This window comes from Synechococcus sp. MIT S9452 (assembly GCF_047304245.1).
In the GTDB taxonomy this organism is placed as follows: domain Bacteria; phylum Cyanobacteriota; class Cyanobacteriia; order PCC-6307; family Cyanobiaceae; genus RCC307.
Genome location: NZ_CP138956.1, coordinates 2,297,996 through 2,324,311, shown reverse-complemented (window position 1 = coordinate 2,324,311; position 26,316 = coordinate 2,297,996). Strand labels below are relative to the sequence as shown.

The window sequence follows — 26,316 nt, the reverse complement described above, 5'->3', positions numbered from 1 at the left end:
GCCTCACCGTGACCAGCAGCGAGGGCCGCGAACGCCAGCGCTTCACCATTGACCTTCCCGATCAGGAAGCCGCCCTTGCCCTCGCTGGTCAGGGCGAGATCATGCTGCGGCGGCTCAGTGATCTGACCGGCGCCAACCTCGTGCTGCGGGGCCTGCAGCTCTTCATCGAAGGCCGCCCCAGCCAGATGGAGCGCGCCGCCGGTTTGGTGGAACTGCTGCGCCCGTTTTGGAGTGAAGGCCAGGCCGTCACCCAGGTGGACCTCCAAACAAGCCTGCAGGCCCTCGATACCGGCCGGAGCGACGAGCATCGCGACCTCAGCAACCAGGTGCTGGCCCGCAGCCAGAACGGCAAGCTGCTGCGCCCACGCACCCTGCGGCAAAAGCAATACGTCGAGGCGATGGAGCGCCACGACCTCACCTTGGCGCTGGGGCCAGCGGGCACAGGCAAAACCTTTTTGGCTGTGGTGCAGGCGGTGCGCAGCCTGCAAGAGCGCAAGGTGGAGCGGATCATCCTCACCAGACCAGCGGTGGAAGCCGGTGAGCGCTTGGGCTTTCTCCCCGGCGATCTGCAGCAAAAGGTGGACCCCTATTTGCGGCCGCTCTACGACGCGCTGCACAGCCTGCTGAGCCCAGAGCGCACAGCGGCCTTGATCGAGAAAAACATCATTGAAGTAGCGCCATTGGCCTACATGCGCGGCCGCACCTTGGCTGATGCCTTTGTGATCCTCGATGAGGCCCAAAACACCACCACCGCGCAGATGCGCATGGTGCTGACGCGCCTGGGCGAAAACTCCCGCATGGTGGTCACTGGCGATCCCAGCCAGGTGGATTTGCCCGGCAGCCAACTCAGCGGCCTGGTGGAAGCCGCCCAGGTACTTGATGGCGTGGAAGGCATTGCGATCTGCCGGCTCACGGCTGCCGATGTGGTGCGCCACCCCTTGGTGCAGCGCTTGGTGCAGGCCTATGCGCGCCGCGACGCGCAAAACCAAGGGCGCCGCTAAGCGCACAAAGCTCCGATGAGCATGAAAGAATCCGCCCTTCAAGGCATTAAGGGCTGAGCAAGCGATGGCAGTGAAAACCTGGCTCCGGTCTCAGCTCCAGAGGTTCAGCAGTGATAAGCCCCTGCTGTTTGCACGCTTCCTGCGCAAGCTGCCAGCGCTCTGGCGCCAAGAGCTGGCGATGGCCGAGCACGAGGGCAGCCATGCCAACAGGATCTTCATCCGCGGAGACGGCGGCTGTTATCCGATTTATGCGGCCGAAGACACCAGCAGCGATCAGGGGTCTTACATCCGCACCTACACCCTGTTTTGCCACCAGGCCAATGCCTGGTACATGCACAACGAGCTCCAAAACTTCGTGCGCACAGCCAAAGGCTTCAAGCGCTTTGCCGATGTGGGCTCAGCCGAAGGGTTCTACAGCGCTCTGTTCGCCTCGATGCACCTCGGGGAAGCGGAAATTCTCTCGATTGACTGCGGCAGCACCACCGGCTGCATCCCGGCCCATTCCCTCAATGTGCGGGAACAAAACCGCAAGGCCTTTGCCCCCAAACGCTGGGATTACGCCAAAGCCTTCATCACCGGATCAGACAAACAAACGCCAAGTTTTGAGCTGCCAGCCGATTGCCAGGTGCAGCGGCTCACTGAAGTGCTTCAGCAGCAGAACTTCATTCCAGAACTGATGAAGTTCGACATCGAATCGAGTGAATATGACGCGCTACTCGATCCAGCCACCCTCGATTACCTCCAAGAGCACCAGCCAACCTTGATCATCGAAGTGCATAACAAGGAACTCAGCGAGCGTCAGCTGCAGTTCCAGGATGTGCTGGATCGGCTGGCCACGCTGAATTACGAGGTAACGGCCTACGACGACCGCAACTTCCTTGAAATTGAAAACGCCCACGTGGTGTTGAGCCCAGGCCGGTGAGGTGATCCGCACGCCGCAAGGCAGCGATCCCTTGGAATCACTGGCAGGATTGGTGGAGTTTGAAACTCTGATGCGCCATGCCGGCCAGCAGTAATTTCCGCGAGGTCATCCGCGACGCGCAAAGCAGCGCGCTAGTTGGACCCAACGTTGTCAATAAGGCGCTGCCCTATGTGGGCGGCGGCATGGTGCTGACCGCCGCCGGCACCCTCGGCGGGCTGTCGATGATCGCCAGCCCGGCCTTCATGCCCCTGTTCTGGGTGGCCTTGATCGGCAACCTGGTGCTCTTCTTTGTGGCGCAAAACATTGCCCTCAAGGGCAACAACGCCACGGCCCTGCCGCTGCTGGCGATCTACAGCCTGATCACCGGCTTCACCTTGAGCGGCTTGGTGGCGATGGCCATCGGCGTGGCCGGCATTGGTTCGGTGGGCACCGCAGCGATCGCCACGGGCATCACCTTTGTGATCGCCTCGATCATGGGCCGCCGCATGAGCGACAGTGTTGGTCAGGCCTTAGGCGGTGTGGTGACCCTGGGCATCATCGGCCTGGTGATCGCCATGGTGGTGCAGCTGATCGGCGGCATCTTTGCCCCGCAGATGTTCCTGGGCGGCGGCTTTGAGCTGATGATCGCGGGCTTCGGCACCGTGCTGTTCATCGGTGCGGCCTTCCTCGACTTCTACACAATGCCCCGTGTCTACCAGGACGAGCAGTACCTCGCTGGTGCCCTGGGGATGTATCTGACCTACATCAACCTGTTCATCTTCATCCTGCGCTTCATCATCGCGATCCAAAGCCGCGACTGAGTTTTCAGCTCACTGCGCAACAGCCAACACAGCCGCCGCAATGGCGGCTTTTTGCTGCTCGTCGTAGCCCCAACGCGCCAGAAACTCGACGTCGTCGCCTTCGCCTTTGGTGGCAGCCAGCAGGGTTTCCAGGCGCTGTTTCACATCTTCTGGCTCCAGCATCTGCAGGAGGTCGTTGCAGCGCTGGGTGACCCGCTCTGATTTGCCCTGCTGCTCGTTATCACCGGTGCGCTGGTGGTGCAGCGCCATGGCGGTGCTCATCGCCAGGTTGCGCACGGTGAGGTCCACCACGCCATCACCAGCAGCACGCAGCTGCATCTGCAGAGGGTCTGGAAGACGGTCCATCAGCGGGCTATCTCCAGCCAGGCTGATCACAAAAAAGCCGCGGGCGCCATCACGGCTGGCCACCAACTCGGCCACGCGATCGGCCAACACCTCATCACTGAGTTCACCGGCTTCCCAGAGGTTCAACCACTGGGCGGTGATTTCCATTGCCTGCTGAAAGCTGGGAGCAGCGGCCTCACTCATGGCAGCGCAGATTCAATCCTGCTTGCAGGCTAGGAATCAGTTGGCACCAGCGGGCTCAACGGCCGGATCAGCAGCCACGGGGCGGGAGAATTTGGGATGGGAGCTGCGGTCATGCAGGCGCACGCCGGTTTCCTTGATGCTCATCAGCTGCTCGCCGAGCTGGCGCATCAGCAGACGCTGCTTGCGATCGGGCATGCCGAGCACCGCTAAGAAGGCCAGCAGCGGGAAGAGCAGCGCGCCAAGGCCCCAAAAGAACCAGTTCAGACCTTTGGCTTGTGCGATGGAGGTGGTGAACAGCAGCTGGGCAATCCAGAGCACCAAGCCGAGGCCACCAAAGGCCTGCACGATCGGGGAGGCCAGCAGGGAGGGATCCAGCATCTGCAAACGCTGAGCGACAAAAAAACGCTAGAGAGAAATCGCCAGGCGTCCACGCCAAGATCAAAGGGCCGCCACAACGCTCCTGTGGAACGCCAAGCCGGACACGACCTGCACCTGCGGCTGCCGCAAGGCCACTGGCAAGCGCTCGAGCGCCATTGCCGCCAAAGCGGCGAAAGCCATAGCGCGGTGCTGCGCAAAGCCTTGGCCGACTACCTCGATCTCGAGCACCACACCCTGTGGCAACTCTCCACCTCAACGGCTGTGGTGGAGGGCGTGTTTGGCGGCAGCCTGCATGTGAGCGATCTCGCTGACCATGGCGACTTCGGCATCGGCACCTTTGAGCAGCTCGATGGCGAAGGGATCCTGCTCGATGGGATCTGCTGGCAAGCGCGCGCCGATGGCAGCGTCTGCCGCGCGCCTGCTAATGAGGGCATTCCCTTTTGGGTGGCCACCCACTTCGAGGCCCAGCAGCGGTTCAACCTCAGCGCCATCAACAGCATCGAAGCCCTTGGCGCCCAGCTCGATCCCAAACGCCCCGGCGCCAACCTGTTTGTGGCGATCCGCATCACGGGCCTGTTTGACGAGGTGCTGATGCGCAGCGTCTCGAAGGTGCCCAAGGGCGTGGGCTTGCTGGAGGCCTCCCAGGATCAAACGATGGTGCGCTGCAGCAACATCCGCGGCACCTTGGCGGGCTTTTGGAGCCCAGCGCACACCACCAGCCTCAACATCCCCGGCTACCACTTCCATTTCCTGGCCGATGACCACAGCAGTGGCGGCCATGTGTTGGACGTTCAAGCCGCCGAGCTGCAGGTGGAGCTGGATCTGCAATCCAACCTGCGGCTGGCCCTGCCGCAAACCAAGGAATTCCTCGAAGCTGATCTAAGCGGCGACATCGCCGCCACGCTGCACACCGCAGAAAGCAAGCCCAAAGACTGAGGCCACGGCAGCGCAGACTGAAGCGATGGTTGAAATCCCCCTGGACTCGATCCTGAGCCCCGCCCCGGAGGGCTTTCGCTCGGGGTTTGTGGCCCTGGTGGGGCGCCCCAACGTGGGCAAATCCACGCTGCTCAATCAGCTGGTGGGCGAGAAGGTGGCGATCACTTCGCCCGTGGCGCAAACCACCCGCAACCGCTTGCGGGCCATCCTCACCACCGAAACCTCCCAGCTGGTGCTGGTGGACACCCCTGGCATCCACAAACCCCATCACCTGCTCGGCGAGCGGCTGGTGAAAACCGCGCGCAACAGCATTGGCGAAGTGGATGTGGTGCTGGCCCTGATGGATGGCAGCGCGCCGATGGGCCGCGGTGATCAATTTGTGCTGGATCTGCTCAAGTCCATCCGCCAACCGGTGGTGATTGGCCTCAACAAACAAGACCTGATCGCAGAAGAGCAGCGTGAAGAGCTGATTGCCTCCTACAGCGAGGCGTTGCCTGATGCACCGCTCCTGCCGTTTAGCGCACTCACCGGTGATGGCTGCAGCGCCTTGGTGGAAGCCCTGGGCCAGCGGCTGCCGGAAGGGCCGATGCTGTACCCCAAAGACACGGTGAGCGATCAGCCGGAGAACCTGCTGCTGGCCGAACTCATCCGTGAGCAGGTGCTGCATCACACCCGAGAAGAGGTGCCCCACTCAGTGGCGGTTCAAATCGAGCGTGTGGTGGAAGACGGCCCGCGCACGGCGATCCTGGCCACGGTGATGGTGGAGCGCAGCAGCCAAAAAGGGATCCTGATTGGCCGCAAAGGCTCGATGCTCAAAGAGATCGGATCAGGCGCGCGGCTGCAGATGCAAAAGCTGATCGATGGACCGGTGTATCTGGAGCTGTTTGTGAAGGTGGTGCCCCACTGGCGCCAAAAGCCTGGGCGCTTGGCTGAACTGGGTTACCGGGGCGAGTAAGGCCAGCCGCCGCGGCAGGATGGTTGTTGGCCTGCTGCTGTTGTGACTGACGCCTTCCCCCCCACCAGTGCTGCTGAGGTGCTCGCCCTCTGCGATGGCGCCTGGATGAGCCTGCGGTCTCAGCTGCAACCGGCCGATAGCGATGAGGGCTGGCACACCAGCGAAAAAGGCGAGCTCAAGCTGAGCTGGACCGCCTCAGAAAACAGCGATGAACTGGGCCGCTTGGAGGCCACCCCGCCATCGGGGCAATCCACAGTTTTGACGTTTTTGGCTGATGGACGCCTGGAAGGCAGCGACGGCCAGCAGGGCCGCTGGGAGCTGCAGGTGGGCAGCCGCCTGGTGCTGATCCACAGCGATGGCAAGCTCCGCATCGAGGAATCGATCAGCTTCACCAAGCCCAACCTGCGGCTGCGCAACCTCTTGATCTGGAAGGGCGAGCAACTGCAAGGCTCCCAGTTCTGCTCGGAAATCCGCCGCGTCAGTAAGCCCGCGTCGTGAGTAGCTTCCGGCTTGATGTGGTGAGCTTGGTGCCGGAGGTGTTCGACAGCCTCCGGGGCCTGGGGGTGATCGGCCGCGCCTTCAATGCCGGCATCGCTGAGCTGCACACCCACAACCCGCGCGATTACGCCACCGATCGCTACCGCAAGGTTGACGATGAGCCCTATGGCGGCGGTGCGGGCATGGTGCTCAAGCCCGAACCGGTGTTTGCCGCCTTTGAAGCGATCCCGCTGCTGCCGCGCCGGCGGGTGCTGCTGATGACACCCCAAGGCAAGCCGCTGCAGCAAGCCGACCTACGCCGCTGGGCCACCGACTACGAGCAATTGGTGCTGCTCTGCGGCCACTACGAAGGCTTCGATGAGCGCATCCGCAGCCTCGCTGATGAAGAGGTGTCGCTTGGTGATTTCGTGCTCACAGGCGGCGAGCTGCCGGCGATGACGATCATTAATGGCACCGTGCGGCTGCGGCCCGGCACCGTGGGCACCGCCGATTCCTTGGTGGAGGAAAGCCACAGCGCTGGGTTGCTGGAGCATCCCCACTACACACGCCCAGCCAACTTTCGCGAGATGGAGGTGCCAGCGGTGCTGCGCAGCGGCGACCATGGCGCCATTGCCCGCTGGCGCGCCGAGCAGCAGAAGGAACGCACTGAGCAACGGCGACCTGATCTTTGGGCGCAATGGCAAGCCGAACACCCCGGCGAGGACTAATCAGCCCTGCTGCTGCAGATTCTTCAGCGCCGTGAGCAACGCCGCTGGGCTCTGGGGATCCACCATCAACACGCTGCCGCCTTTGGCATGGGCCATCTCCTCACCCATGCCCATCCACTCACTGGCCAGCAGCAGGCGCATGGCTTCCGCGGCTTGGGGATTTGCTGCCAAGGCCTGGGCCAATTCGCCAGCAGCCAGAGCTTTGGCCTGGGCAATGAGCTGCTGTTGCTGCGCTTCGGCTTCGGCTTCTAAAACCAAAGCTTCCTTGCGGGCCTTGGCATCGAGCACCAGCGATTCAGCCCGCCCTCGGGCCTCATTCACCTGGGCCTCGCGCTCTCCTTCTGAACGCAAAATCGCCGCCCGCTTTTCGCGCTCAGCCGTCATCTGCTGCTCCATCGCCTGCTGCACCCCTTTGGAGGGGTGGATGTCGCGCAGCTCAACGCGGGTCACCTTCACACCCCAAGGGTCCGTGGCCTGATCGAGATCACGGAGCAACACCTCATTCACCTCCTGGCGGGTGGTGAAGGTTTGATCGAGATCGAGCTTGCCCATCTCAGCGCGAATTTGCGTGAGCACCAAATTCACCATCGCCGCCTGCAGGTTGTCGACGGCGTAATGGGCACGGGGGTGCTCCAGCAGCTGCCAATAGACCACTGCATCCACTTCAATCGAGACGTTGTCGCGGGTGAAGCACTGCTGCGGCGGAATATCGAGCACCCGCTCTTTCAGCGATTCCAGGCTCACCACCCGCTCCACCACCGGCATCACAAATGACATCCCAGGGGTGAGCTGGCGGTCGTATTTGCCGAGCCGTTCCACCAAACGCGACTGGCCGCCGCTGGTGATCTTGACGCTGCTGCCCCCCAGCCAGGCGATGACCACCAGGGCAGGGATCCCAAAAAATGCTTCCACAGCAGCTGGTGCAGACCGCCCAACGCTAGGCAGCATGAAAGCAACAGGCTGCAGTGGGCATCGCCGATGGAGGCCATCACCTGGCTGTTGATTGGTTTGGCCCTGCTGGCCAGTGAATGGCTAGGGGCCAGCTTCGATGGGCTGCTGCCAGCAGCGGTGGCGGCCCTGCTGATCTCGCTGCTCACGGCCGTGCTGCCTCTGGCGCTATGGCCGCAGCTTCTGCTGTTTGTCCTGCTCACCGGCGGCTTGTTGCTGGCTATTCGGCGCTGGTCGCAGAGTCAAAAAGAGCGCGCCATTGCCCAAAGCCCAGCAGCAGAGCGGGCCACAGTGATCGGCGGTTTTGATCACCAGAGCAGAGGCCGGGTGCGCTGGCAGGGCCAGAGCTGGGCGGCCGACAATCTCGAACCGGAGCAGCGGCTCGCCCCAGGCGCTGTGGTGGTGGTAATGGGCCGCGAGGGCACCAGGCTGCAGGTGCTGGCTTCTAAGGTCGAGCCATGAACATCCGGGTTGGCAACGGCTACGACATCCACCGGCTGGTGCCGGGGCGCCCACTGATCCTGGGCGGCCAAACCCTCGAGCACCCAGGTGGCCTGGGCCTCGATGGCCACAGCGATGCCGATGTGCTGGTGCACGCGATCATGGATGCCTTGCTCGGCGCCCTCTCGCTAGGCGATATCGGCAAATACTTTCCGCCCACCGATCCCAAGTGGAAAGGTGCCGACAGCCTGGTGCTGCTGGAGCAGGTGATGGGCCTGGTGCGTGAGCGCGGCTGGAGCGTGGTGAATGTGGATTCGGTGGTGATCGCTGAGCGGCCCAAGATCAAGCCCCACATCGAGGCGATGCGCGCAGCGATTGCAGAGCGCATGGGCCTGGATCCTGAGCAGGTGGGCGTGAAGGCCACCACCAACGAAAAGCTGGGAGCTGAAGGCAGAGAAGAGGGCATCTCCTGCCAGGCCGTAGCCCTGCTCACTAAGCCATGAATTGGCTGGCCGCGCTGCTGCTGAGCCTGCTGCTGTGGGCCGCCCCAGCCTGGGCGATCCGCCCCCTTGATCCAGCCGCTGGTGTGGTGGAGGTGCTGCAGATGCCAGTGAGCGCTGGGCAACGCCAGTGCTGGCGCCAGGCCGAGGAGGACCACTGGGAACCCTGGCTGGAGCAGCAAGATGGCTACCGCGGCCGCGAGCTGCTCTGGGATCCGGAGCGTCAGCAGGCGGTGGTGCTGGTGGGCTGGCAGTCGCAACAGCAATGGGATGCCATCCCAGCGAGCAGCATTGGCTCCACCGAGGAGGCGTTTAACGCGCAACTGCGCGACTGCCTCGGCGTGAGCGATCAGCAACCTCTCCCGCTGCAGCGAGCAGGAGCGCTCAAACCGCTGCAGCCATGACCTATGTGCTCGGCACCCACAGCGCTGAGCTCGAAAGGCTTGGCCGCCAGCACCGCTTTTGGCGCCAGGAATGCCGCAGCGGCCTGCAGCGCGCTGGCTTTAGCGCAGGTGACCGGCTCTTGGATCTCGGCTGCGGGCCGGGATTTTGCAGCCTGGAACTCGCTGAGCTGGTGGGTCCCAGCGGCCAGGTGCTGGGGCTGGATCTCTCTGCGAACTACATCGAGCACCTCAAGCAGCTGGCCCAGCAGCAGAACTTGAGCCAACTGCGCGGCATCGCTACCGATCTGGCCGAGCCGCAACAGCTTCCAGACGCCGGCCACTGGGATGGGGCCTGGTGCCGCTGGCTGTGGATGTTTCTGCCCAAGCTCGAGCCCCTGCTTGATGGTTTGAGCTCAGCCCTGCGGCCTGGCGGGCGGCTGGTGCTGCAGGAATACATCCGCTGGGACAGTTTTTCGCTGCGCCCTGGTGGCAGCGCCCTGGCCGAGTTCGTTGCCACCTGCATCAGCCACTGGCGCGCTCAAGGCGGTGATCCCGATGTGGCCGGCCGGCTGCCGGAATTGCTGAGTGCGCGCGGCTGGCGGCTGGTGAGCTGCCGCAGCCTGCTGGATTGCTCCACCAGCGGCGAGGCCAAGGCCCTCTGGCTACAAGACTTTCTCTCCAGCTACCCGCAGCAACTGCAGCAGCAAGGGTTGTGGAGCGATGAGCAGCAGCAGCGGCTGGAGGCCGAACAAGCCAGCGCCATGCTGTGGATGACGCCAACACTGGTGGAGCAGATCTGGGAGCGGCCATGAGTGAGCACCGCCTCGATCTTGAGCGGCGCCAGCGCCTGGGGCTGGTGGAGGCGATTTGGGGTGAGCACAAAAGCGCCGAGCAGATCATCGCCATCGCCCGCGACTTTGAGCGCGCCGGTGAACTGGCCCTGGTCACCCGCGTTGATCACGCCAAAGCCGCCGTCATCCAAGAATCAATCCCAGAGCTGGTGCACCACAGCCAAGCGCGCTGCCTCACCCTGGGTGAGCTGCCCAACCCATCCCAGCCAGCGGTGGGCTTGCTGTGCGGCGGCAGCAGTGATCTGCCGGTGCTCGCTGAAGCCGAGCTAGCCCTGCAATGCCATGGCATCGGCAGCCAGCGCTTTGCCGATGTAGGGGTGGCCGGGTTGCACCGCCTGCTCAAGGTGATCCCCGAGCTCGATGGGCTGCAGCTCTTGATCGCCTTTGCCGGCATGGAAGGCGCCCTGCCTACGGTGCTGGCGGGCCTAGTACCGCAGCCGATCATCGGGGTACCGGTGAGCGTGGGCTATGGCGTCAGCGCCGGGGGCCAAGCAGCCCTCAGCGGCATGCTCGCCAGCTGCGCGCCGGGGCTCACGGTGGTCAACATCGACAACGGCTACGGGGCCGCAATGGCCGCGTTGCGGGTTCTGCGGGGCCGTGGCTAAGTCAAGGGTTCCTGCAATCAACTCATGAGCGAAAGCGGCGGAGGCAAGTCCGGCGTCAACGTCGGCGCTGTGGTCGTGGTGGTGATCGTGGTGGGGGTAATCATTGCCGCCATCGGCATCAACAACCAGCAGCAGAGCCCCAAAAATGAGGCCGAGAAGGTGCTCAAAGAGAGCGTCGAGAAGGTCAAAGACGCCACCAAAGATGGCTTGGGCGAGGCCAAGAAGAAGATGGAAGCCGCTGGCGGCGGCAACTAGGCCTAGAGGTGCTTGAGCTGGGGGTAGGCGGTGATCAGCTCATCAGCGCTGAGCACATCGCCGGCGCCATCGGGCTGCCAGATCACCTCCAGCGCCAACAGCTCACTGGCTGGCACGGCTCCCAGGGCACTGAGGGCCGTGCGCAGCTGATCAGCTGAATCCACGCCCTTGATCGCGATCTTGTTGCGGCTGGCCACCAGCAGGGTCACCGCGATGTATTCGCTGGTGGCATCGGCATCACCGCTCTGGGCAATCGCCGTGGCCTCTTCCGCCATGCGGCGACCATCGACGTTGCTGGTGAGTTCGCTGCTGAGCTTGCTGCGCTCCTGCATCGAGAGGCGGTTGAAGGTGGCCTCAGCAGTGTTGAAAGGCACTTGGCCCAATTCGCAGTTGGCGTACACCCACTGATCGGGATGACGCAGCAGCGCCAAAGTGGCGTCTTGCAGCACCTGCTGCAGACCGGTGCTGTTGCTGGTGTCGGCCGTGCGGGCATAACGGCGCAGGTCGTCCTGCAAGCTGCGGGCACTGGCCAGCAGCCCCAGCTGCAGCTGGGCCAACGTCACCGGGCCATCGGCGCGCTGGGTGGGCAGTGAAGGGGCCGCCATGCCGCCACCGCCGGTGGCACCACGCAGACCATTCACCACCACGCCGATCAAGGCCATCAGGATTAAAAATCCAAACAGGCCGCCGCCGCCAAAACCAAAGAACGGAATCAGGAAGGGGAAGCCAATCCCGCCGCCGTAGCCGCCCCGGTAACCGCCGCCATAGCCGCCACGCATCGGCGCTGAACGAATCGGTGCGCTGCGGAAGCTGCCGCCACCAATGCGGCCGCCGCGAGCTGCATCAGCCGGCTGAGCCCAGCCAAAGCTAAATAGCCCCGCGGCCAGCAGCGGCAACAGGCAGAACGAAAGCAGGCGCTTCAAACGACGCATGACGAGCCGGAGTTAGGGCAACTCTAGAAAGCTCGTCTAGGCCGTGAAGTGCGGAGCACCGCCCTGGCGGCTTAGCCCCCGCCCACGATCGTCACCACCTCCAGCCGGTCGCCAGCGGCCACCGGCTGATTGGGCCATTGCGCCCGCGGCACGATCGCGCCGTTGAACTCCACCACCACCAGCCGCGGCTCATAGCCCAGCTCCACCAGCAGCTGCTGCAGGCTCAGCCCAGCTGTGGCCTGGCGGCTTTCGCCATTCACCTGCAGCGCGATCGGCTCAGCCATCAGCCAAGAGCTCCAACAGCTGCCGCGCTGCCGCGGCCGGATCCGCCGCTTCCATCACCGCCCGCACCACCGCCACGCGGCAGTGGGGGCCGCCGGCCTCCAGCAACGCCGGCAGCAGCTGCGCGTCCACCCCTCCAATGGCGTAGTGGGGGATGGTGGCGATCTGCTCCGCCTGGCGCAGGTAGTCGAGCCCGACGGGCTCACGGCCCGGCTTGGTGGGTGTGGCCTGCAGGGGACCAACGCCGGCGTAATCGCAGCCATCGGCCATGGCCTGCTGCAACTGCGCTGGGGCATGGGTACTGCGGCCGATCAAGCGATCAGAACCAAGCAAACGCCGCGCCTGCGCTGGCGGCAGATCCCCCTGACCCAAATGCACCCCATCGGCTTCTACCGCCAAAGCCAGATCCACCCGGTCATTCACGATGAACAGGGCGCCATGGGCAGCGCAGAGATCCCGCAGCGCCACGGCTTCTTGGTAGCGGGGCAGATCGTCGGTGAGCTTGCTGCGGTGCTGCACCAACTTCACCCCCGCCTGCAGGGCCTGCCCCACCACAGCCAGCAACTGCGGCACCGGGCTTGTGATCAGATACAGCCGCTCGGCCGCCAGGCGCTGGCGGCGGCTTTGATCCGCCAGCAAGCGGGTTTCCAGGTCGTAGAGCCGGTAGCGGCAGTGCTCCGCCACACGCGCCAGCTCTGGATCACAGCTGCGGCCAAATTCCTCCAGCACCCGCAGCGCCTCTTGGGCGCGGGCACAGTTGGCAGCCACCACGGTGGCGTCGCTGCGTTGCTGCTGGGCCGGGTGCGCCAAACCAGCGGCGCTATCGGTGGCGGTGTGGCGGGCCTGGCGGTAGCGGGGCAAATGGCAGCGGCCCAACTGCTGGCGCAGGTCCTTGAGGCCCTCCACCAGATCGCGGCGATCGAGGCCAAAACGGGCCCAGTCTTCGGCGACCCGCAGGCCCTCGCGGGCACGATCAAGGTTGGCATCCAGCAGCCGCAGCACTGCCGGATCAACGCCTTCAGAAGAAATGGTCAAGCCACTGGGGCCCGTGCTGTCTTCTATTTAGCCTGAGCGGGCTTATGGCAACCCAAGTGGCCAACGAACCCAAGCCCGCGCCCCCAGTCAGCAACACCGACAGCCCGATGCTGACCCTGATCTGGGGTGCCGCCTTGCTGGGCGGAATCGGCGCCTTCATCGCCTGGGGGCTCACCCACGCCTATCCCGGCAGCTGAACGGCCGCCAGTAGGGCCCGGGCCTGATCTGCATCGCGGCTGATCTGGCCGGTGAGTTCATCGAGCGAGCCAAAGGCCTGCTGGCCCCGCAACCACTGCAGCGGCTGCACCCGCAGGCTGTCGCCGGCCAGATCCACCTCGGCATCGAGCAGGTGCACCTCCACCGCCGAGGGGGCCTCTGGATCGATGGTGGGCTGGCGGCCCAGGTTCATCACCGCAGGCATCGCTTGCTGGCTCTCACCGCGCCAGGCCCAGGCGGCGTAGACGCCCTCTTTGGGCAGGCACTTGCGGCCATCGACTTGCAAATTGGCGGTGGGCCAGCCCAAGCCGCGCCCCAAGCCGCGGCCGCGCACCACCTGGCCGCTGAAGCGATAGGGCCGCTGCAGCAAGCGCTCAGCCTCAACCAGATCAGCCTCAGCTAAGGCCTGGCGGATGCGGCTGCTGCTGTAGCGGCTGCCGCCTTCATCCAGTAGCGGCAGCACCTCCACCGCCATACCGCAGGCAGCGCCCAAGCGCTGCAGGTCCTCCGGGCCGCCGCTGCGGCGGTTGCCAAAGCGGAAGTTTTCACCGATCACCACCGCCCCGGCCTGCAGCTGATCGCGCAGCACCTGCTGCACAAACTGCTCCGGGCTCAAGGCCGCCAACTGCAAATCAAACGGCACCAGCACCAGCTGCTCAATGCCCAACGGCCCCAGCACGCTGAGCTTTTCGCCCGGCAAATCCAGCCGCAGGCGCGGCTCGCCGGCCAACACCTCACGCGGGTGGGGCCAAAACGACAAAACAGTGGGCACCAAAGCCGGCGGACCGGCCGCCATGGCCACGGCACGCGCGATCACATGGCGGTGCCCGGCGTGCACACCATCAAAACTGCCGAGCGCTAACGCGGTTGGCCTGCAGGCTTGCTCAGGAGAAAGGAGCGCAATCAAGGCCCAAGGCCGTGCCAGAGCCATGCTCCCATGGCACCTTGGATGCGGTGACACAAGGCCATGGCCGACCGTCTTGAGCTGCAACGCATTGCCTCCGCCTTCCGTGTGGTGGGCTGGGGTGCGTTTTGGAGTCAGCTCACCCTGGCGCTGGTGAGCGCTGGCGTGCTGGCCTTCAACAGCATTGGCAGTGAACTGGTCAGCAACCGCGACAAGGCCATTGGCCTGGGACCGGGCCTCTCACTGACCACCCTGGCGCTGCTGATCCTGGCCTGGGGCGTCTGGCAGGACTGGGGCCTGGTGCGCATCAGCCGCGCCTTGGCCAGCGGCAGCAGCTCGATCCCCTCAAAAGCGGAAACCCGCGCCCAGGTGAAGCGCCATCTGCTGGCCAGCTTGGTGGGCATCACCTTTGCGGCGATTGGCTATCAGGCCCTCTCCGGCAGCCTCACCTTCCAGGCCTCAATTCAGCAGCCGGGCCTGACCGGCACCAGCGTTGGCAACAACGCCATCACCTCGCTGGAAATGTTCTCGGTGATGGCCAACACCCAAGCCCTCACCGGCCATTTGATTGGCCTGTGGGTCAGCCTCTGGCTGCTGCAGCGTCTGGCGCGGCGCTAACCCCAGCAATCGGCAAAGGCGGCAGCGCCCCACGCCAGAACAGTTCGGGCTGCAGCGGCGTCAGCGCCACCCCGCCGCCTTGCACCTGGGCCACATCGGTGGGCCAGTCCTTGGGCCCTGTGCCAGCGGCCTCAAAGTCGTTCACCACCTCACCGGCCAGCCAGTAGTAGCTGCGGCCGCGGGGATCAAAGCGCTGATCAAATTGATCCACGTAGCGGCGCACACCCGGACGGCACCAGCGCACCGGGCCAATGCGATCAGGCGGCACCGCCGGCACGTTGAGGTTGAGCAGCAGCCCCTCCGGCCAGCCGCCAGCGAGGGCGCTTTCGGCCACATCCATGGCCTGAACCGCGGCCCCATCGAACTGGCGCCAATCAAAACAAGCGCTGCTCACCGCCAACGCCGGCAGCCCCTCCAAGGTGCCCTCCATGGCGGCCGCCACGGTGCCGGAATAGATCACATCAGAGCCCAGATTCGGGCCATGGTTGATGCCGCTGAGCACCAGATCCGGCGGGGTCTCCAGCAGCTTGCCCAGGGCCAACTTGACGCAGTCCGATGGCGTGCCAGTGCAGGCCCAAGCGCGGATGCCATCAGCAAAAAGGCCATCAGCCTGTTCCGCGCGAATCGGGCTTTGCAGGGTCAGCCCATGGCCAGTCGCGGAGCGCTCTTGATCGGGGCACACCACCGTGACGCTGTGGCCCCGGCGGGCGGCTTCATGGGCCAGCGCTTTGATGCCTTCGGCAAAGACCCCGTCGTCATTGCTGATCAGGATCTTGAGAGGGGAAGCCATCGAAAGGCGATACTGCCCCACGCACGTTAGGCCGACTCCCTTGAGCAGCGCTCCCACCCTGGAGGAGATCACCAGCGCGTTGGAGGCCCTGGAGGCGGAGGCCGCTGCGGCGATTGCTGAAGCACCCGATGCCGCGGCCCTCGAGCAGCTGCGAATCGATCTTTTAGGCAAAAAAGGCAAGCTCTCCGGCGTGCTGGGCGCCATGGGCAAGCTGCCCGGTGATCAGCGCCCGGTGGTGGGCCAGCGGGCCAATGTGCTGAAAACACAGGTGCAATCGCTGCTGCAGGAGCGCCAAAGCGCCCTCAAAGAAGCGGCGCTGGAAGCCCGCATCGCCAGCGAAACCATTGATGTCACCCTGCCGCCGGTGTACACACCCGCCGGCCATCGCCATCCGCTGCTGAGCACCACCGACTCGATCGTCGACATCTTCTGCGGCCTTGGTTACCAGGTGGTGGAAGGCCCCGACATCGAGAGCGACTACTACAACTTCTCGGCCCTCAACATCCCCGAGGAGCATCCCGCCCGGGACATGCAGGACACCTTCTACCTGCCGGGTGATCGCCTACTGCGCACCCACACCTCACCGGTGCAGATTCGCCATCTCGAATCCAACCCCCCACCGGTGCGCGTGATCGCCCCAGGCCGCGTTTACCGCCGTGATGCCGTGGATGCCACCCACTCGCCGGTGTTCCACCAGGTGGAGGTTTTGGCCATTGATGAGGGCCTCGATTTCAGCCACCTGCGAGGCACAGTAAGCCACTTCCTCAAGGCCTTCTTTGGTGATCTGCCGGTGCGCTTCCGGGCCAGCTACTTCCCCTTCACCGAACCCAGCGCCGAGGTGGATGTGCAGTGGCGCGGCCGCTGGCTCGAGGTGATGGGCTGCGGCATGGTCGACCCCGCCGTTTTGGAGGGCATGGGGCTCGACCCCGAACGCTGGAGCGGCTTTGCCGCGGGCCTCGGCGTTGAGCGCTTCTGCATGGTGCGCCACGGCATCGACGACATTCGCCGCCTGTTCACCAGCGATCTGCGTTTTCTCGAACAGTTCTGAGGCAAGCGCTCTGAGGCTGCCTCATGTCTGGCTGGAGGCCCTTAGCAGCGGGCTACTTGCCGGCTTGATCAAAAGGGTGGGCGCTGCAGAGTATCGGTTCAGCGCTCCGGCCGCAGCGGACGCACTTAACGAAGTCTTGGGAACTGAGAAAGCCCGCCTAAACTCAGGCACCCACTTGCTCGCGACCGGTGCCCTGTGCCGGACTGATCGTTAACGACGGCAAGGATCTGGCCATTGAAACGGCCGACCGGATCGAAGCACGCCTCACAGGGGCGGGTTGGGATGTGGTGCGCGCCAGCAGCTCCGGCGGAATGGTGGGTTTCGCCAACCCCGATCAAAGCTTGCGGCTGCTCGGCTATGCGGCCTGCGTGCCACCCGGCTTCACCTCAGCGATGGATGTGGCGATCGTGCTGGGCGGTGATGGCACGGTGCTCTCAGCAGCGCGGCAAACGGCGCCCGTGGGCGTGCCGATGCTCACGATCAACACCGGCCATTTGGGCTTTCTGGCTGAAACCTATGTGAGCCAGCTCGAGGAGGCCCTCGAGCAGCTGATCAGCCGCGAGTGGACCGTTGAAGAGCGCAACCTGGTGGTGGTGAGCGTGTTGCGCGGCGACCAGCGGCGCTGGGAGGTGCTCTGCCTCAACGAGATGGCACTGCACCGCGAACCGCTCACGAGCATGTGCCATTTCGAGATCGCCATCGGTCGCCATGCGCCGGTGGACATCTCCGCCGATGGGGTGATCCTCTCAACGCCCACCGGCTCAACCGCCTATGCCCTCAGCGCCGGCGGCCCGGTAATCACCCCCGATTGCCCGGTGCTGCAGCTCACCCCGATTGCGCCCCACTCGCTGGCCTCCCGGGCGCTGGTGTTCAGCGATAGCGAGCCGGTCACGATCTTCCCCGCCACGCCCGAGCGGCTGATGATGGTCGTCGATGGCAGCGCTGGTTGCTACGTCTGGCCGGAAGATCGGGTGCTGCTCCGCCGCTGCGAGCAGGCCGCCCGTTTTGTGCGCCTGGCGGACCACGAATACTTCCGTGTGTTGGGCGAAAAGCTGGGCTGGGGTCTGCCCCATGTGGCCAAGCCCGGCACGCTGCCTTTGGCCTCGTGAAGCCAACTCTGCTTTTGATTGGTGAGCGCGCCTTGGAATTGCGCGAGCGGCTAGAGGCTTCCGGCTACGACACCGTGGGCTGGAGCGGCACCGATGCCGTTGAATCGATTGGAGCCGGGTTGATCCCGCAAGATCGGGTCAAAGCGGTGCTGATCACCAGCGATGAGCTGGCGGTAGTGCCATTACTGCAAAAGAGCTGCGGCGCTGGCGTTCGCATGCCGCTGCTGGTGGAGGCGATGGCCGATGACCTAGCCGCTCGCAGCCAATGCCTCAAACTCGGCGCCAACGACTTTTGGGTGCAAGACGCCCCGCCAAGCGACCTGCTGCAGAGGCTGCGGCTGCAACTCTCCCTGGAGCCCCGGCCCCACATCCTGTTTGATGCACCGGCCAGCGAGAGCAAACAAACCACCCTGAAGCTGCTGGATCTGCGCCTGGAGCCGCGGCAACGGCGTGCCTGGCGCGGTGAGCGGGAACTGCAACTCACCGAGCGGGAATACTCGCTGCTGCTGCTATTGCTGGAGCATCAAGGTGGCAGCGTCAGCCGCCAAACCATCCTGGAAGAGGTGTGGGGCCAGAGCGATGAGGAGGCCAACGCCAACGTGATTGAGGTGTATGTGCGCTATCTGCGCCGCAAGCTGGAAGAAAACGGCGAACGCCGCTTGATTCATACCGTGCGCGGCGTGGGCTACACGCTCAGGAGCTGATTCAGGCGATGTTTACTCCCCTACTTCCCCTGTTGCTGGCGCTCACGCCGCAGTACCTACCCATAACCGCCAAGTGGTGCCTGCCCCAGGGCTGCATTGGCCTGGAGGTGCCGCAAACCACAGCGCAATTTCAGCAGGGCTTGATGCAGCGCCCCGCCTTGGATCCCTGGCGCGGCATGTGGTTCCGCTTTGAGCCGGCCCGGCCGGTGGGCTTTTGGATGAAGAACTGCCTGGCCCCCTTGGATCTGGTGTTCACCAAAGGCGGCCAGGTGGTTGGCATCGAAGCCGATGTGCCCCCTTGCACAGCTGATCCATGCCCCACCTACCGCTCACCGGGGCCGGTGGATGGGGTGATCGAACTGCGCGCGGGCCGCGCCAAGGAGCTGGGCCTTAAACCCGGCAGCCCCGCAGCACCACTACCGGGTTCAACGGGGCTAGGCGCGTACCGCCAGCCAGCGGCATCCCCCGACTGACCTGCAGCTGCATCAGGCTCACCTGCAGCCCATGGGCCTCCAGCACTGGGCGCAGCTCAGCGACCGCTTCCAAGGTGGCCAAGGGAATTACCACCACACCTCCCGGGCGCAAACGCGGCAACAAGGCCGCCAGCAGCTCAGCTCTGGCTGCGCCACCACCGCCGAGCAATACCCGATCAGGATCGGGCAACTCAGCCAGCAAGCTGCGGGCATCACCCTGCAACACCGCCGCCGGCTGCACCGCTAAGCGCTCAGCGTTTGCCTGGATCAAGGGCACTGCGCCGCTGCGGCGCTCCACCGCATACAGCTGCAATTGCGGCTGCAGCCGCAAGGCTTCTAAGCCCACGCTGCCGGTGCCGGCACCGAGATCCCACAGCACCCCAGCGCTGGGTAGATCCAACTCCGCCAGCAGCTGGATGCGCACCTCGCGCTTGGTCATCAAGCCGGGGTGATCGGCGTGCTGGTGATACGCGCCATCGCTGATCCCGAAGAGCGGTAGCCGTTCAGTGGCCAATGGCTCGGCTTTGGCGATCAGCACCACCAAATGCAAAGGATCAAGATCCTCTGGCAGTGGATCGCTGCTGGCCAGCTCCATCACCCGTTCTTGGGGGTGATTAAGCCGCTCACAAATCCAGAATCCATAGGCCGCTTCCAACCCCGAAGCCCTCAGGATCTGGCGCACCTCGCCGGCACCGCCGCGGCCCGGGTCAGTGAGAACCGCCAAAGCCTCAGGCCGCTGCTGCAAGCAAGCCGCCAAAGCATCGGGCTCTCGGCCATGCAGCGACAACCATTGCGCGTTCTGCCAGGGCCGCCCCAACCGAGAGAAGGCCAGCTGCATCGAGCAGGGGCAGGGGTGAAAGCGCAGCTGCTCAGGGGAAAAATGCTGCAGCAGCAGCCGGCCAATGCCAAACCAGAGCGGATCACCACTGGCCAGCAGTACGGCGCTGCGGCCAGCGGCCACTTCAAGAGCCAAGGCCTCAATCGCTGCTTGGGGCTGATCGGTGTTGAGCAGCAGGACACTGGCAGGCAGCTCGTGATGCAAGCGGCTCGGGGCGGCAATCACAGCAGCTCCATCCACCAACTGGCGCTGGGCTGAAGCCAGGCCAGCAAGGCCAGCGGCGGTGGTGCCGATTACATGGAGCATCACTCCATTGTTCAGGCCGCCTGGTTCAGCGTTTGGCTGGGTGATTGGCCGTACTGCTCTTGATACGCAGCTGCGAAGTGCCCACGGCTGCGAAAACCAAAGTACCGGGCGATGTCTCCCACCAAAGCAGTGGATGGAGCTGGCTCTTGATTGCCGGCCAGCAACGCCTGGTGAACGCGCTCCAAGCGCTGCGTCCGCAGCAGCTCAATCGGGCCAATGCCCATGAGCTCGGTGCAACCCTGAATCAAGGTGCGGCGCGAACAACCCAACTGCTCAACAACAGCATCCAAATTCAACAATTCAGTGCTCTGAGCCCCTAAATCAATCAGCCGAGCCACCAGGTCGAAACGCGTTGGCGCTTTAAATCGCAGCGGGGCCACAACCGCTTGATCACTCAGCAGCTCCACCGCACCCCTGAGCAAATCAATCGACTGAGAGGCAGCAGGCTCGAGTGCCGCCAGGAACAACTCAGCCATCGCGCGATGGGCTGGCGGCGTGAGCTGCAGCTGATTGCAATCATTCATCCACTGCAGGCAGTTCTGAGCAGAACCAAGCGCCAAGGCTTCCAGTAAAGGCTGACGCGGCAACAGCGCAATCAGCGCATCAGCGCCAGGCCACACCTGAAAGAACGAATAAGGAAGGTCTAGATAACAACCAGCAATTCCATGCTCAGCGACGGGCTGACCGTGAACCACAACGCGGCCCTTGCTTCCTGCCCGGTTCAAGCCAAGCGGAAGGATCTGCGTTTTGCGTGGGCACACCAACGTGAAGCCGGAACTCGCGCTGAAACGAACAATCGCCCCTAAGCCAGCAGGGCTGAACTGAAAGCGCCCCTGCAACGGACCAGGCTGGATCTGAACAACACGGGGCTCGAAGCCAAGCTCCGCCAACAATGCTTCCAGTTCTGATGAACTGTGAAACAGGCGAACTGGGGCCGAACCCACGACTCACAAAAGGCGATCGATAACGATTCTCACATGAAAAATCTCAGCCAGGGAGCCATCACCGCCTAAACCACTACCCATCAGCAAGTGGACAGCTGCTTGAGATCAATCCAACAATTCAACAATCGGTGATCCCAATAGTGCATGAAACCAAGCGCCATCACCCAAACCAGTAGCCATCCACACAATCATCTAAGAGCTCTAATCGACAGAAGTGGGAATGCCTGCGATACGCACAAACCATCTGGCGCTCAAGCCACTGTGCCTCGCAGGAAGCCTCGCAACTTCGATTGCACTAGCAGCAACGCCATCTTTAGCCAATGTCACTGATCTTGGGCACACTGATTTAGCAGATCCAATCACAGCAGAAGCGGGGGAAAACTGCTACTTAATTACCGCAATTACAGACATACCAGCTTCAAACGCCCAGTGGGGAGAAGCAGAAGAAGGCAGAAACTTTGCCAACACTCCATGGGCCCTCAATGGAGACTCGGCAGCCCTTGCGGGCCTACACACAGAATACGCATTCATTGCCAATCCTTCCTATTGGGGAAAAAACGGCAGGAACAGACCTACTAATGCCGAATACGTTCTTACACCAAACCCCCCCGCCAATACTGGAACAGACGGCTTGCTCTATTACCAAGGAGATTCACAACTTCACTATACAACTGGAACAAACCGTGGGCCCATCGCTGACAGCAATAAAGTCATCTTTTACCTTGGCCAAACCCTAGGTACATGTGACAGCACATCACCAGGTGGCGGTAAAGACATCGCAGATATCCTCGAGGGTCTTCCTGAAAATATTAGAGATGCAATTACCACAAGATTGAAAGGTTCCACAAAAACCGAAAGGCTAGTTCTCCTGGGCCGCCTAGTCGATGCCTTACTGCTACCAAGAAACGTTGTTGCAGCAGGCGGCCTCGCCACTCAGGCTTATGTCAACGACTTGGCTGACACGATTCTGGAGCGCTTGCCCTCGCGTCAATTCCAGAAGATTCAAATAGACGAAGAAATCACTGAAGTTGAAATCGAGGAAACCATCACTGAGCCCGTTCGTGGCCTCTGGAAAACCTCAAAGACTGGCACTGTTGACGTGGAGATAGCGAGCATCGAAATTAATGGTGATTTTTATGTTGAAAATCCCAACCTCACCTCGATCTATACAGAGTCCAACGGCACCCGCGTATGGGCACGTGGCTTTGGCGGTTCCAAACAGCCATACAGCACTGGCGGGGCATATGGGAAAAGAGGAGCTGTTTACTACCAAGATGTGTACAACAACTTCTATTCCACCCATGGTGGCGTAGTTGTCGGAGTAGATACCTCTCTTTCCGACAACATTCAACTAGGCCTTTTTGGCAACTACGGAAATATCAATCTGCAGCAATATTCAGGCCTCTACACAGGCAGCGGCTCTTGGAATCCCAGCGGCTTCGGCGGTGGCGTCATGGCCAGCTACTGGGAAGATAATTTCTATCTTCAGGGTCTGTTTGGTGCCACTGCATTCTCAGGTGACAACAAGCGCCGGGTCAAACTAGGCAGAGTGCTTGATGAGACTTACACCGCAACAAAAGCAACAACGTCATACGTAGGAGCCCTACGAGCAGGAGCGCCAATCGCCTGGGGAGGCCTGATTATTGAGCCTCAAGCCACCGCCATCTGGAACCACAACCAAGACGCGTCTTACACCGAGTCGGGACGCTTCCGGGCGCTGGCCCTCAAGCTTCACGCCTTCTCTGACCACTTCCTCGAAACCACCCTTGGCGCGAAGTTCGCCTGGCCCATCAAGCAAGGGCAACGCAACCTGCTGGTCCCCAATTTCAAAGTGGCCTGGCTGGCGGATTGGGACACCAATAACGGCAGCGTGAAATTCGAGCGCGCCTACAGCCGCCTCGCGAGGAAGGCCACTGGCGAAATCCCCTCAAACCAAGAAACCCAAAACGGTCTCCTCGTCGAAGGAGGCCTCGACTACTCGATCTTCCAAAGCCCGACTTCTGCCTGGAAGCTGTACGCCAAAGGCGGCGCCAAGATTTGGCTTGACGCCCAAACCGACTGGCGTGCCTCAGGCGGAATCACCTTCCAGTTCTGATCTGCGGGGTTGGATTTGCTCACAGCCAGGGGCTAGACAAATTCGACGGACGATTGCAAAACTGGCCGCTCGCCATCGCCGGTCACCTTCTGCTCTCCCGTCTCTCCCCTTACCGCAGCCGCCGCTTCCTGCTGGTGACCCTCGCTGGTTGGACCATTTTTCTGCTGCCTGTTGGCCTGATGAGCCTGGCCACCTACACCCCACGCCAAGAGGTGGGGGTGAAGCGCAGCATGGCGGCCCGCAAGATCGGCGCCGGTTGGGTGCGCAGCAACCCCCTTGTGCGCTAGGGGATTTCCGGCAAGCTGACACGAATTCCAACGAATTCATGGCGCCCTTCGGGCTCTCCAGGCTGCGCTCCCTGTTGCGCCGAGAAGGCCGCCAAGGCCACACCACCCCTACCGCCAGCTGGAGCCGGCCATTTGGCCAGGGCTGGGAAGCGCCTTACACCGTTCGCTACGCCAGCAACCTCGATGACGGCCCCTGGCATGGAGCTCCATTAGGCGGCTTTGGCGCCGGTTGCATTGGCCGCAGCTCCAAAGGTGATTTCAACCTCTGGAACATCGATGGCGGAGAGCACTGGTTTGGCTCGCTGCCCGATTGCCAGTTCGCCCTCTTTGAAGACAACGGTTCAGAAAACCGCGCCCATGCCCTGGCGGTGGCGCCTGAGGCCGATAGCTCCAAGCCCGAAGGCGAAGCTCCCCTAAGCAGCTGGAGCTGGTATCCCGCCAGCACCGCTGATAAGCCCACCGGCAGCTACAGCGCCCGCTATCCCCTGAGCTGGTTTCACTACAGCGGCGTTTTTGGCTGTGAGGCCAGCTGCGAGAGCTTCAGCCCGATCATTCCCGGCAACTACCGCGACACGGCCCTACCGGTGGCGGTGTTCCGCTGGCGTTTCCGCAACCCCAGCCGGAAGCCGCTCAAGCTCTCGTTGCTGCTGAGCTGGCGCAACACCACAGGCTGGTTCTGCAACACCGACCCCAGCGCCGCGGTGCACTTCCGCGACGACGGCAGCCCCGAGCACAACTACCTGCCCGCCATCGGCGCCACCCAAGGCCAACGCAACCGCGCCATCAATGCCCCCGGCCTGCGCGGTGTGGTGATGGAGGGCCCTTTGAGCGAGCCGATCGCTGAGGGCCAAGGCCAGTGGTGCATAGCTGTGCCAGAAGAGCTCGAGGGCGTTGAGCTGATGCGCTGCAGCCGCTGGAATCCCCATGGCGATGGAGCAGAGATCTGGCAGCGCTTTGCCGCCGATGGCTCGGTGCCAGAGAGCAACAACGACAGGCGCAGCGGCAACAATGATCCCGTAAGTGCCGCGATGGCCCTGCGCTTTGAGCTGGCCCCCGGCGCTGAGCTGGAGCTGCCGGTGGTGATCAGCTGGGATCTGCCCGTCACCGCCTTTGCCACAGGCAGCCAATGCCTCAGGCGCTACACCGATTTCTTTGGCGCCAGCGGCGATCAAGCCGCCGCCATCGCCGCTGATGCCCTGCTGCGCTGGCCCCGCTGGCGCCAGCAGATCGAGGAATGGCAAGCGCCGGTGCTGCTACGCGACGACCTGCCCGAGGAGCTGCGCATGGCCCTCTGCAATGAGCTCTACGACCTGGCCAGCGGCGGCACGCTGTGGAGCGCAGCTAGCGCCAGTGATCCGGTGGGCCGTTTTGGCGTGCTCGAGTGCCTCGACTACGCCTGGTACGAAAGCCTCGATGTGCGGCTCTACGGCTCCTTTGCCCTGCTGCAGCTGTGGCCGGCGTTGGATCGCTCAGTGCTGCGCAGCTTTGCCCGCGCCATCCCCGCAGCCGATGCCACGCAGCGGCCGATTGGTTGGTATTTCACCCAAGGGCGCGGCCGCGTCGAGGCCGATCGCAAGGTGGCCGGCGCCACCCCCCACGACCTCGGCGCCCCCAACGAGCAGCCCTGGGATGCCACCAACTACACCGCCTATCAAGACTGCAACCTCTGGAAAGACCTGGGCAGCGACTTCGTGCTGCAGGTGTGGCGCACCTACCAGCTCGCTCCCGATGGCAAAGACCTCACCTTCCTGGCCGACTGCTGGCCGGCGGCGGTGCAGGCCCTGCGCTACCTGAAAACCTTCGACATCAATAACGACGGCCTGCCCGATAACGGCGGCGCGCCGGATCAAACCTTTGATGATTGGGCCCTTAAAGGCGTCAGCGCCTACTGCGGCGCCCTTTGGATTGCCGCCCTGGAGGCGGCCCTCGCGATGGGCCAAACCCTGGCTTTGGAGCTGGGGGTCGACACCGCAGCTGAGCAGCGCGATTTCAGCCAGTGGCTGCAGCAATCACGGGGCAACTTCGATCAGCTGCTCTGGAATGGCGAGTTCTACAAAATCGATGCCGAGAGCGGCACGCCGGTGGTGATGGCCGATCAGCTCTGCGGCGATTTCTATGCCCGCCTGCTGGGGCTGCCGCCAGTGGTGAGTGAGGCCAATGCCCGCAGCAGCCTGCAAGCGATCAAAGAGGCCTGCTTTGAAGGCTTTGGCGGTGGCCGCTTGGGCGTGGCCAATGGCCTGCGCCGCGATGGCACCCCACTCGATCCCAACGGCACCCACCCGCTGGAGGTGTGGACCGGCATCAACTTCGGTTTAGCCGCCTACTACCGGCTGATGGGTGAAACCAACACGGCCCTGGCCATCACCCAAGCGGTGGTGAATCAGGTCTATGCAGGCGGCCTGCAATTCCGCACCCCAGAAGCCCTCACCGGGCAGAACACCTTCCGGGCCTGCCACTATCTGCGGGCGATGGCGATTTGGGCACTGTGGGCCACCCATACCGATTGGGAACTGATTCCCGGCGCGGAACGGCAGCCATGAGCCGGCTGCTGGCTGCCCTGGCACTGCTAGTGCTGATGCTGCTGCCAGCGGGCCCAGCGGCTGCTGAGCTGCATAGCCATCCCGGCGATAACGGCACTCCTGTGGTGCGCAGCCTCGAAAGCCTGCGCGATCTCGATTACCAGGCCTGGCAGCTGGTGGCCTACCGCGAAGGCGAGCCAGGCGGCGAACTCAGGCTGCGGGTGGTTGGCTACCCCGGCCGGGTGCGGCTGGATCACCCCACCGAATTGATCGTGCTCAGCGGCAGCCACCGCTGGGATCTGCCCGATCGCACCTTGGAGAACAGCCTGCTCAAAAGCGATGGCAGGGAAGCCGCCGCTGAATTTGATCTGGCCCCACTACTGGCTGAACTAAACAAGAACCGGCCGCTGCGGCTGCAATTGCCTGGTGTGTTCAACGAACTGCCGGTGCCCCCCTTTGTGGTGAAGGAATGGCGTGAGCTGCCCACCTACCCCCTCTGATCGCCACT

At 63.4% G+C, this 26,316-nt stretch carries 33 protein-coding genes; 23 read left to right on the top strand and 10 right to left on the bottom strand.

The annotated features are described in order from the left end of the window. The first annotated feature begins 8 nt into the window (after nucleotides 1-8). From SIB46_RS12580 to SIB46_RS12570, 3 genes are all read left to right on the top strand, one after another. Complete coding sequence (locus SIB46_RS12580; RefSeq protein WP_413296453.1) at nucleotides 9-1,001, top strand: PhoH family protein; 993 nt, start codon at nucleotides 9-11, stop codon at nucleotides 999-1,001. Nucleotides 1,002-1,071: 70 nt separating this feature from the next. Further along, nucleotides 1,072-1,923 carry an FkbM family methyltransferase gene (locus SIB46_RS12575; protein ID WP_413296452.1) on the top strand — a complete coding sequence of 284 codons (852 nt, stop codon included), beginning with the start codon at nucleotides 1,072-1,074 and terminating at the stop codon, nucleotides 1,921-1,923. A gap of 77 nt (nucleotides 1,924-2,000) precedes the next feature. Beyond that, nucleotides 2,001-2,723 carry a Bax inhibitor-1 family protein gene (locus tag SIB46_RS12570; protein WP_011936127.1) on the top strand — a complete coding sequence of 241 codons (723 nt, stop codon included), beginning with the start codon at nucleotides 2,001-2,003 and terminating at the stop codon, nucleotides 2,721-2,723. A 9-nt stretch (nucleotides 2,724-2,732) separates the two neighbouring features. On the opposite strand, the gene SIB46_RS12565 is transcribed toward SIB46_RS12570, so the two are convergent. Together SIB46_RS12565 and SIB46_RS12560 are read right to left on the bottom strand one after the other, a co-directional pair. Then, complete coding sequence (locus SIB46_RS12565) at nucleotides 2,733-3,251, bottom strand: hypothetical protein (protein WP_413296451.1); 519 nt, start codon at nucleotides 3,249-3,251, stop codon at nucleotides 2,733-2,735. Nucleotides 3,252-3,287: 36 nt separating this feature from the next. After that, entirely contained in the window at nucleotides 3,288-3,629 is a 342-nt protein-coding gene (locus SIB46_RS12560; protein WP_413296450.1) for a hypothetical protein, read from the bottom strand. 84 nt (nucleotides 3,630-3,713) lie between these two features. On the opposite strand from SIB46_RS12560, the gene budA reads away from it, so the two are divergent. The 4 genes from budA to trmD are packed head-to-tail and all read left to right on the top strand — an operon-like array spanning nucleotide 3,714 to nucleotide 6,725. Continuing rightward, a complete protein-coding gene (gene budA, locus SIB46_RS12555; RefSeq protein ID WP_413296449.1) occupies nucleotides 3,714-4,565 on the top strand; it encodes an acetolactate decarboxylase in 852 nt (283 codons plus the stop codon). 25 nt (nucleotides 4,566-4,590) lie between these two features. Further along, nucleotides 4,591-5,520, top strand: coding sequence for a GTPase Era (gene era, locus SIB46_RS12550; protein WP_413296448.1), 930 nt, complete (start codon nucleotides 4,591-4,593; stop codon nucleotides 5,518-5,520). A gap of 42 nt (nucleotides 5,521-5,562) precedes the next feature. Further along, the gene (locus SIB46_RS12545; RefSeq protein WP_413296447.1) at nucleotides 5,563-6,018 is read left to right on the top strand and encodes a phycobiliprotein lyase; all 456 of its coding nucleotides are present in this window, start codon (nucleotides 5,563-5,565) and stop codon (nucleotides 6,016-6,018) included. Beyond that, entirely contained in the window at nucleotides 6,015-6,725 is a 711-nt protein-coding gene (trmD, locus tag SIB46_RS12540; protein ID WP_413296446.1) for a tRNA (guanosine(37)-N1)-methyltransferase TrmD, read from the top strand. The genes SIB46_RS12545 and trmD overlap by 4 nt, the downstream gene beginning before the upstream one ends. On the opposite strand, the gene SIB46_RS12535 is transcribed toward trmD, so the two are convergent. Then, a complete protein-coding gene (locus tag SIB46_RS12535; RefSeq protein ID WP_413296445.1) occupies nucleotides 6,726-7,637 on the bottom strand; it encodes an SPFH domain-containing protein in 912 nt (303 codons plus the stop codon). A 66-nt stretch (nucleotides 7,638-7,703) separates the two neighbouring features. On the opposite strand from SIB46_RS12535, the gene SIB46_RS12530 reads away from it, so the two are divergent. Genes SIB46_RS12530 through SIB46_RS12505 form a run of 6 tightly spaced genes read left to right on the top strand, consistent with a single transcriptional unit; the run spans nucleotide 7,704 to nucleotide 10,708 of the window. Next, nucleotides 7,704-8,135, top strand: a complete 432-nt coding sequence (locus tag SIB46_RS12530; protein ID WP_413296444.1) for an NfeD family protein — start codon at nucleotides 7,704-7,706, stop codon at nucleotides 8,133-8,135. Then, the gene (ispF, locus tag SIB46_RS12525) at nucleotides 8,132-8,617 is read left to right on the top strand and encodes a 2-C-methyl-D-erythritol 2,4-cyclodiphosphate synthase (protein WP_413296443.1); all 486 of its coding nucleotides are present in this window, start codon (nucleotides 8,132-8,134) and stop codon (nucleotides 8,615-8,617) included. The genes SIB46_RS12530 and ispF overlap by 4 nt, the downstream gene beginning before the upstream one ends. Then, nucleotides 8,614-9,018 carry a TIGR03792 family protein gene (locus tag SIB46_RS12520; RefSeq protein WP_413296442.1) on the top strand — a complete coding sequence of 135 codons (405 nt, stop codon included), beginning with the start codon at nucleotides 8,614-8,616 and terminating at the stop codon, nucleotides 9,016-9,018. Before ispF ends, SIB46_RS12520 begins: the two co-directional genes overlap by 4 nt. Beyond that, on the top strand, nucleotides 9,015-9,809 hold the full coding sequence (locus SIB46_RS12515) for a class I SAM-dependent methyltransferase (RefSeq protein WP_413296441.1): 795 nt from the start codon (nucleotides 9,015-9,017) through the stop codon (nucleotides 9,807-9,809). The genes SIB46_RS12520 and SIB46_RS12515 overlap by 4 nt, the downstream gene beginning before the upstream one ends. Further along, on the top strand, nucleotides 9,806-10,453 hold the full coding sequence (gene larB / locus SIB46_RS12510; protein ID WP_413296440.1) for a nickel pincer cofactor biosynthesis protein LarB: 648 nt from the start codon (nucleotides 9,806-9,808) through the stop codon (nucleotides 10,451-10,453). Before SIB46_RS12515 ends, larB begins: the two co-directional genes overlap by 4 nt. A 24-nt stretch (nucleotides 10,454-10,477) precedes the next feature. Then, a complete protein-coding gene (locus SIB46_RS12505; protein WP_413296439.1) occupies nucleotides 10,478-10,708 on the top strand; it encodes a hypothetical protein in 231 nt (76 codons plus the stop codon). Between the two features lie 2 nt (nucleotides 10,709-10,710). On the opposite strand, the gene SIB46_RS12500 is transcribed toward SIB46_RS12505, so the two are convergent. The 3 genes from SIB46_RS12500 to SIB46_RS12490 form a co-directional block, all read right to left on the bottom strand. Further along, the gene (locus tag SIB46_RS12500) at nucleotides 10,711-11,640 is read right to left on the bottom strand and encodes a DUF1517 domain-containing protein (RefSeq protein WP_413296438.1); all 930 of its coding nucleotides are present in this window, start codon (nucleotides 11,638-11,640) and stop codon (nucleotides 10,711-10,713) included. 71 nt (nucleotides 11,641-11,711) lie between these two features. Then, a complete protein-coding gene (gene thiS / locus SIB46_RS12495) occupies nucleotides 11,712-11,924 on the bottom strand; it encodes a sulfur carrier protein ThiS (RefSeq protein ID WP_413296437.1) in 213 nt (70 codons plus the stop codon). After that, a complete protein-coding gene (locus tag SIB46_RS12490; RefSeq protein ID WP_413296436.1) occupies nucleotides 11,917-12,957 on the bottom strand; it encodes a thiamine phosphate synthase in 1,041 nt (346 codons plus the stop codon). Before SIB46_RS12490 ends, thiS begins: the two co-directional genes overlap by 8 nt. Before the next feature lie 44 nt (nucleotides 12,958-13,001). Here SIB46_RS12490 and SIB46_RS12485 point away from each other — a divergent pair, with 44 nt between their 5' ends. Then, a complete protein-coding gene (locus SIB46_RS12485; RefSeq protein ID WP_413296435.1) occupies nucleotides 13,002-13,154 on the top strand; it encodes a hypothetical protein in 153 nt (50 codons plus the stop codon). Here SIB46_RS12485 and SIB46_RS12480 read toward each other — a convergent pair. Next, on the bottom strand, nucleotides 13,139-14,104 hold the full coding sequence (locus tag SIB46_RS12480) for a bifunctional riboflavin kinase/FAD synthetase (protein ID WP_413296434.1): 966 nt from the start codon (nucleotides 14,102-14,104) through the stop codon (nucleotides 13,139-13,141). The two genes, SIB46_RS12485 and SIB46_RS12480, sit on opposite strands and share 16 nt — an antisense overlap. A gap of 36 nt (nucleotides 14,105-14,140) precedes the next feature. Between SIB46_RS12480 and SIB46_RS12475 the strand changes: the two genes are divergently transcribed. Next, nucleotides 14,141-14,695: a DUF3611 family protein gene (locus tag SIB46_RS12475; protein ID WP_413296433.1), complete on the top strand. Its 555-nt coding sequence runs from the start codon at nucleotides 14,141-14,143 to the stop codon at nucleotides 14,693-14,695. Here SIB46_RS12475 and surE read toward each other — a convergent pair. Beyond that, complete coding sequence (gene surE, locus SIB46_RS12470; RefSeq protein WP_413296432.1) at nucleotides 14,658-15,485, bottom strand: 5'/3'-nucleotidase SurE; 828 nt, start codon at nucleotides 15,483-15,485, stop codon at nucleotides 14,658-14,660. The genes SIB46_RS12475 and surE overlap by 38 nt on opposite strands. 40 nt (nucleotides 15,486-15,525) lie before the next feature. Between surE and pheS the strand changes: the two genes are divergently transcribed. The 4 genes from pheS to SIB46_RS12450 all read left to right on the top strand — a co-directional run bounded on the left by pheS (nucleotide 15,526) and on the right by SIB46_RS12450 (nucleotide 18,819). Further along, nucleotides 15,526-16,533, top strand: coding sequence for a phenylalanine--tRNA ligase subunit alpha (gene pheS, locus SIB46_RS12465; RefSeq protein WP_413296431.1), 1,008 nt, complete (start codon nucleotides 15,526-15,528; stop codon nucleotides 16,531-16,533). Nucleotides 16,534-16,721: 188 nt separating this feature from the next. Further along, on the top strand, nucleotides 16,722-17,642 hold the full coding sequence (locus SIB46_RS12460) for an NAD(+) kinase (RefSeq protein WP_413296430.1): 921 nt from the start codon (nucleotides 16,722-16,724) through the stop codon (nucleotides 17,640-17,642). Continuing rightward, nucleotides 17,639-18,346: a winged helix-turn-helix domain-containing protein gene (locus SIB46_RS12455; protein WP_413296429.1), complete on the top strand. Its 708-nt coding sequence runs from the start codon at nucleotides 17,639-17,641 to the stop codon at nucleotides 18,344-18,346. Before SIB46_RS12460 ends, SIB46_RS12455 begins: the two co-directional genes overlap by 4 nt. An 8-nt stretch (nucleotides 18,347-18,354) precedes the next feature. After that, complete coding sequence (locus tag SIB46_RS12450) at nucleotides 18,355-18,819, top strand: DUF192 domain-containing protein (protein ID WP_413296428.1); 465 nt, start codon at nucleotides 18,355-18,357, stop codon at nucleotides 18,817-18,819. On the opposite strand, the gene cbiE is transcribed toward SIB46_RS12450, so the two are convergent. Next, a complete protein-coding gene (gene cbiE, locus SIB46_RS12445) occupies nucleotides 18,737-19,963 on the bottom strand; it encodes a precorrin-6y C5,15-methyltransferase (decarboxylating) subunit CbiE (protein WP_413296427.1) in 1,227 nt (408 codons plus the stop codon). The two genes, SIB46_RS12450 and cbiE, sit on opposite strands and share 83 nt — an antisense overlap. A gap of 11 nt (nucleotides 19,964-19,974) precedes the next feature. Beyond that, nucleotides 19,975-20,907 carry a helix-turn-helix transcriptional regulator gene (locus SIB46_RS12440; RefSeq protein ID WP_413296426.1) on the bottom strand — a complete coding sequence of 311 codons (933 nt, stop codon included), beginning with the start codon at nucleotides 20,905-20,907 and terminating at the stop codon, nucleotides 19,975-19,977. A 220-nt stretch (nucleotides 20,908-21,127) separates the two neighbouring features. On the opposite strand from SIB46_RS12440, the gene SIB46_RS12435 reads away from it, so the two are divergent. From SIB46_RS12435 to SIB46_RS12420, 4 genes are read left to right on the top strand one after another with little or no spacing between them, the layout of a single operon-like run. Further along, complete coding sequence (locus SIB46_RS12435) at nucleotides 21,128-23,002, top strand: autotransporter outer membrane beta-barrel domain-containing protein (RefSeq protein ID WP_413296425.1); 1,875 nt, start codon at nucleotides 21,128-21,130, stop codon at nucleotides 23,000-23,002. A 53-nt stretch (nucleotides 23,003-23,055) separates the two neighbouring features. After that, nucleotides 23,056-23,289, top strand: a complete 234-nt coding sequence (locus SIB46_RS12430) for a hypothetical protein (protein WP_186548002.1) — start codon at nucleotides 23,056-23,058, stop codon at nucleotides 23,287-23,289. 38 nt (nucleotides 23,290-23,327) lie between these two features. Continuing rightward, entirely contained in the window at nucleotides 23,328-25,829 is a 2,502-nt protein-coding gene (locus SIB46_RS12425) for a GH116 family glycosyl hydrolase (RefSeq protein ID WP_413296424.1), read from the top strand. Beyond that, nucleotides 25,826-26,308, top strand: a complete 483-nt coding sequence (locus tag SIB46_RS12420) for a DUF3122 domain-containing protein (protein WP_413296423.1) — start codon at nucleotides 25,826-25,828, stop codon at nucleotides 26,306-26,308. The genes SIB46_RS12425 and SIB46_RS12420 overlap by 4 nt, the downstream gene beginning before the upstream one ends. Nucleotides 26,309-26,316: the final 8 nt, after the last annotated feature.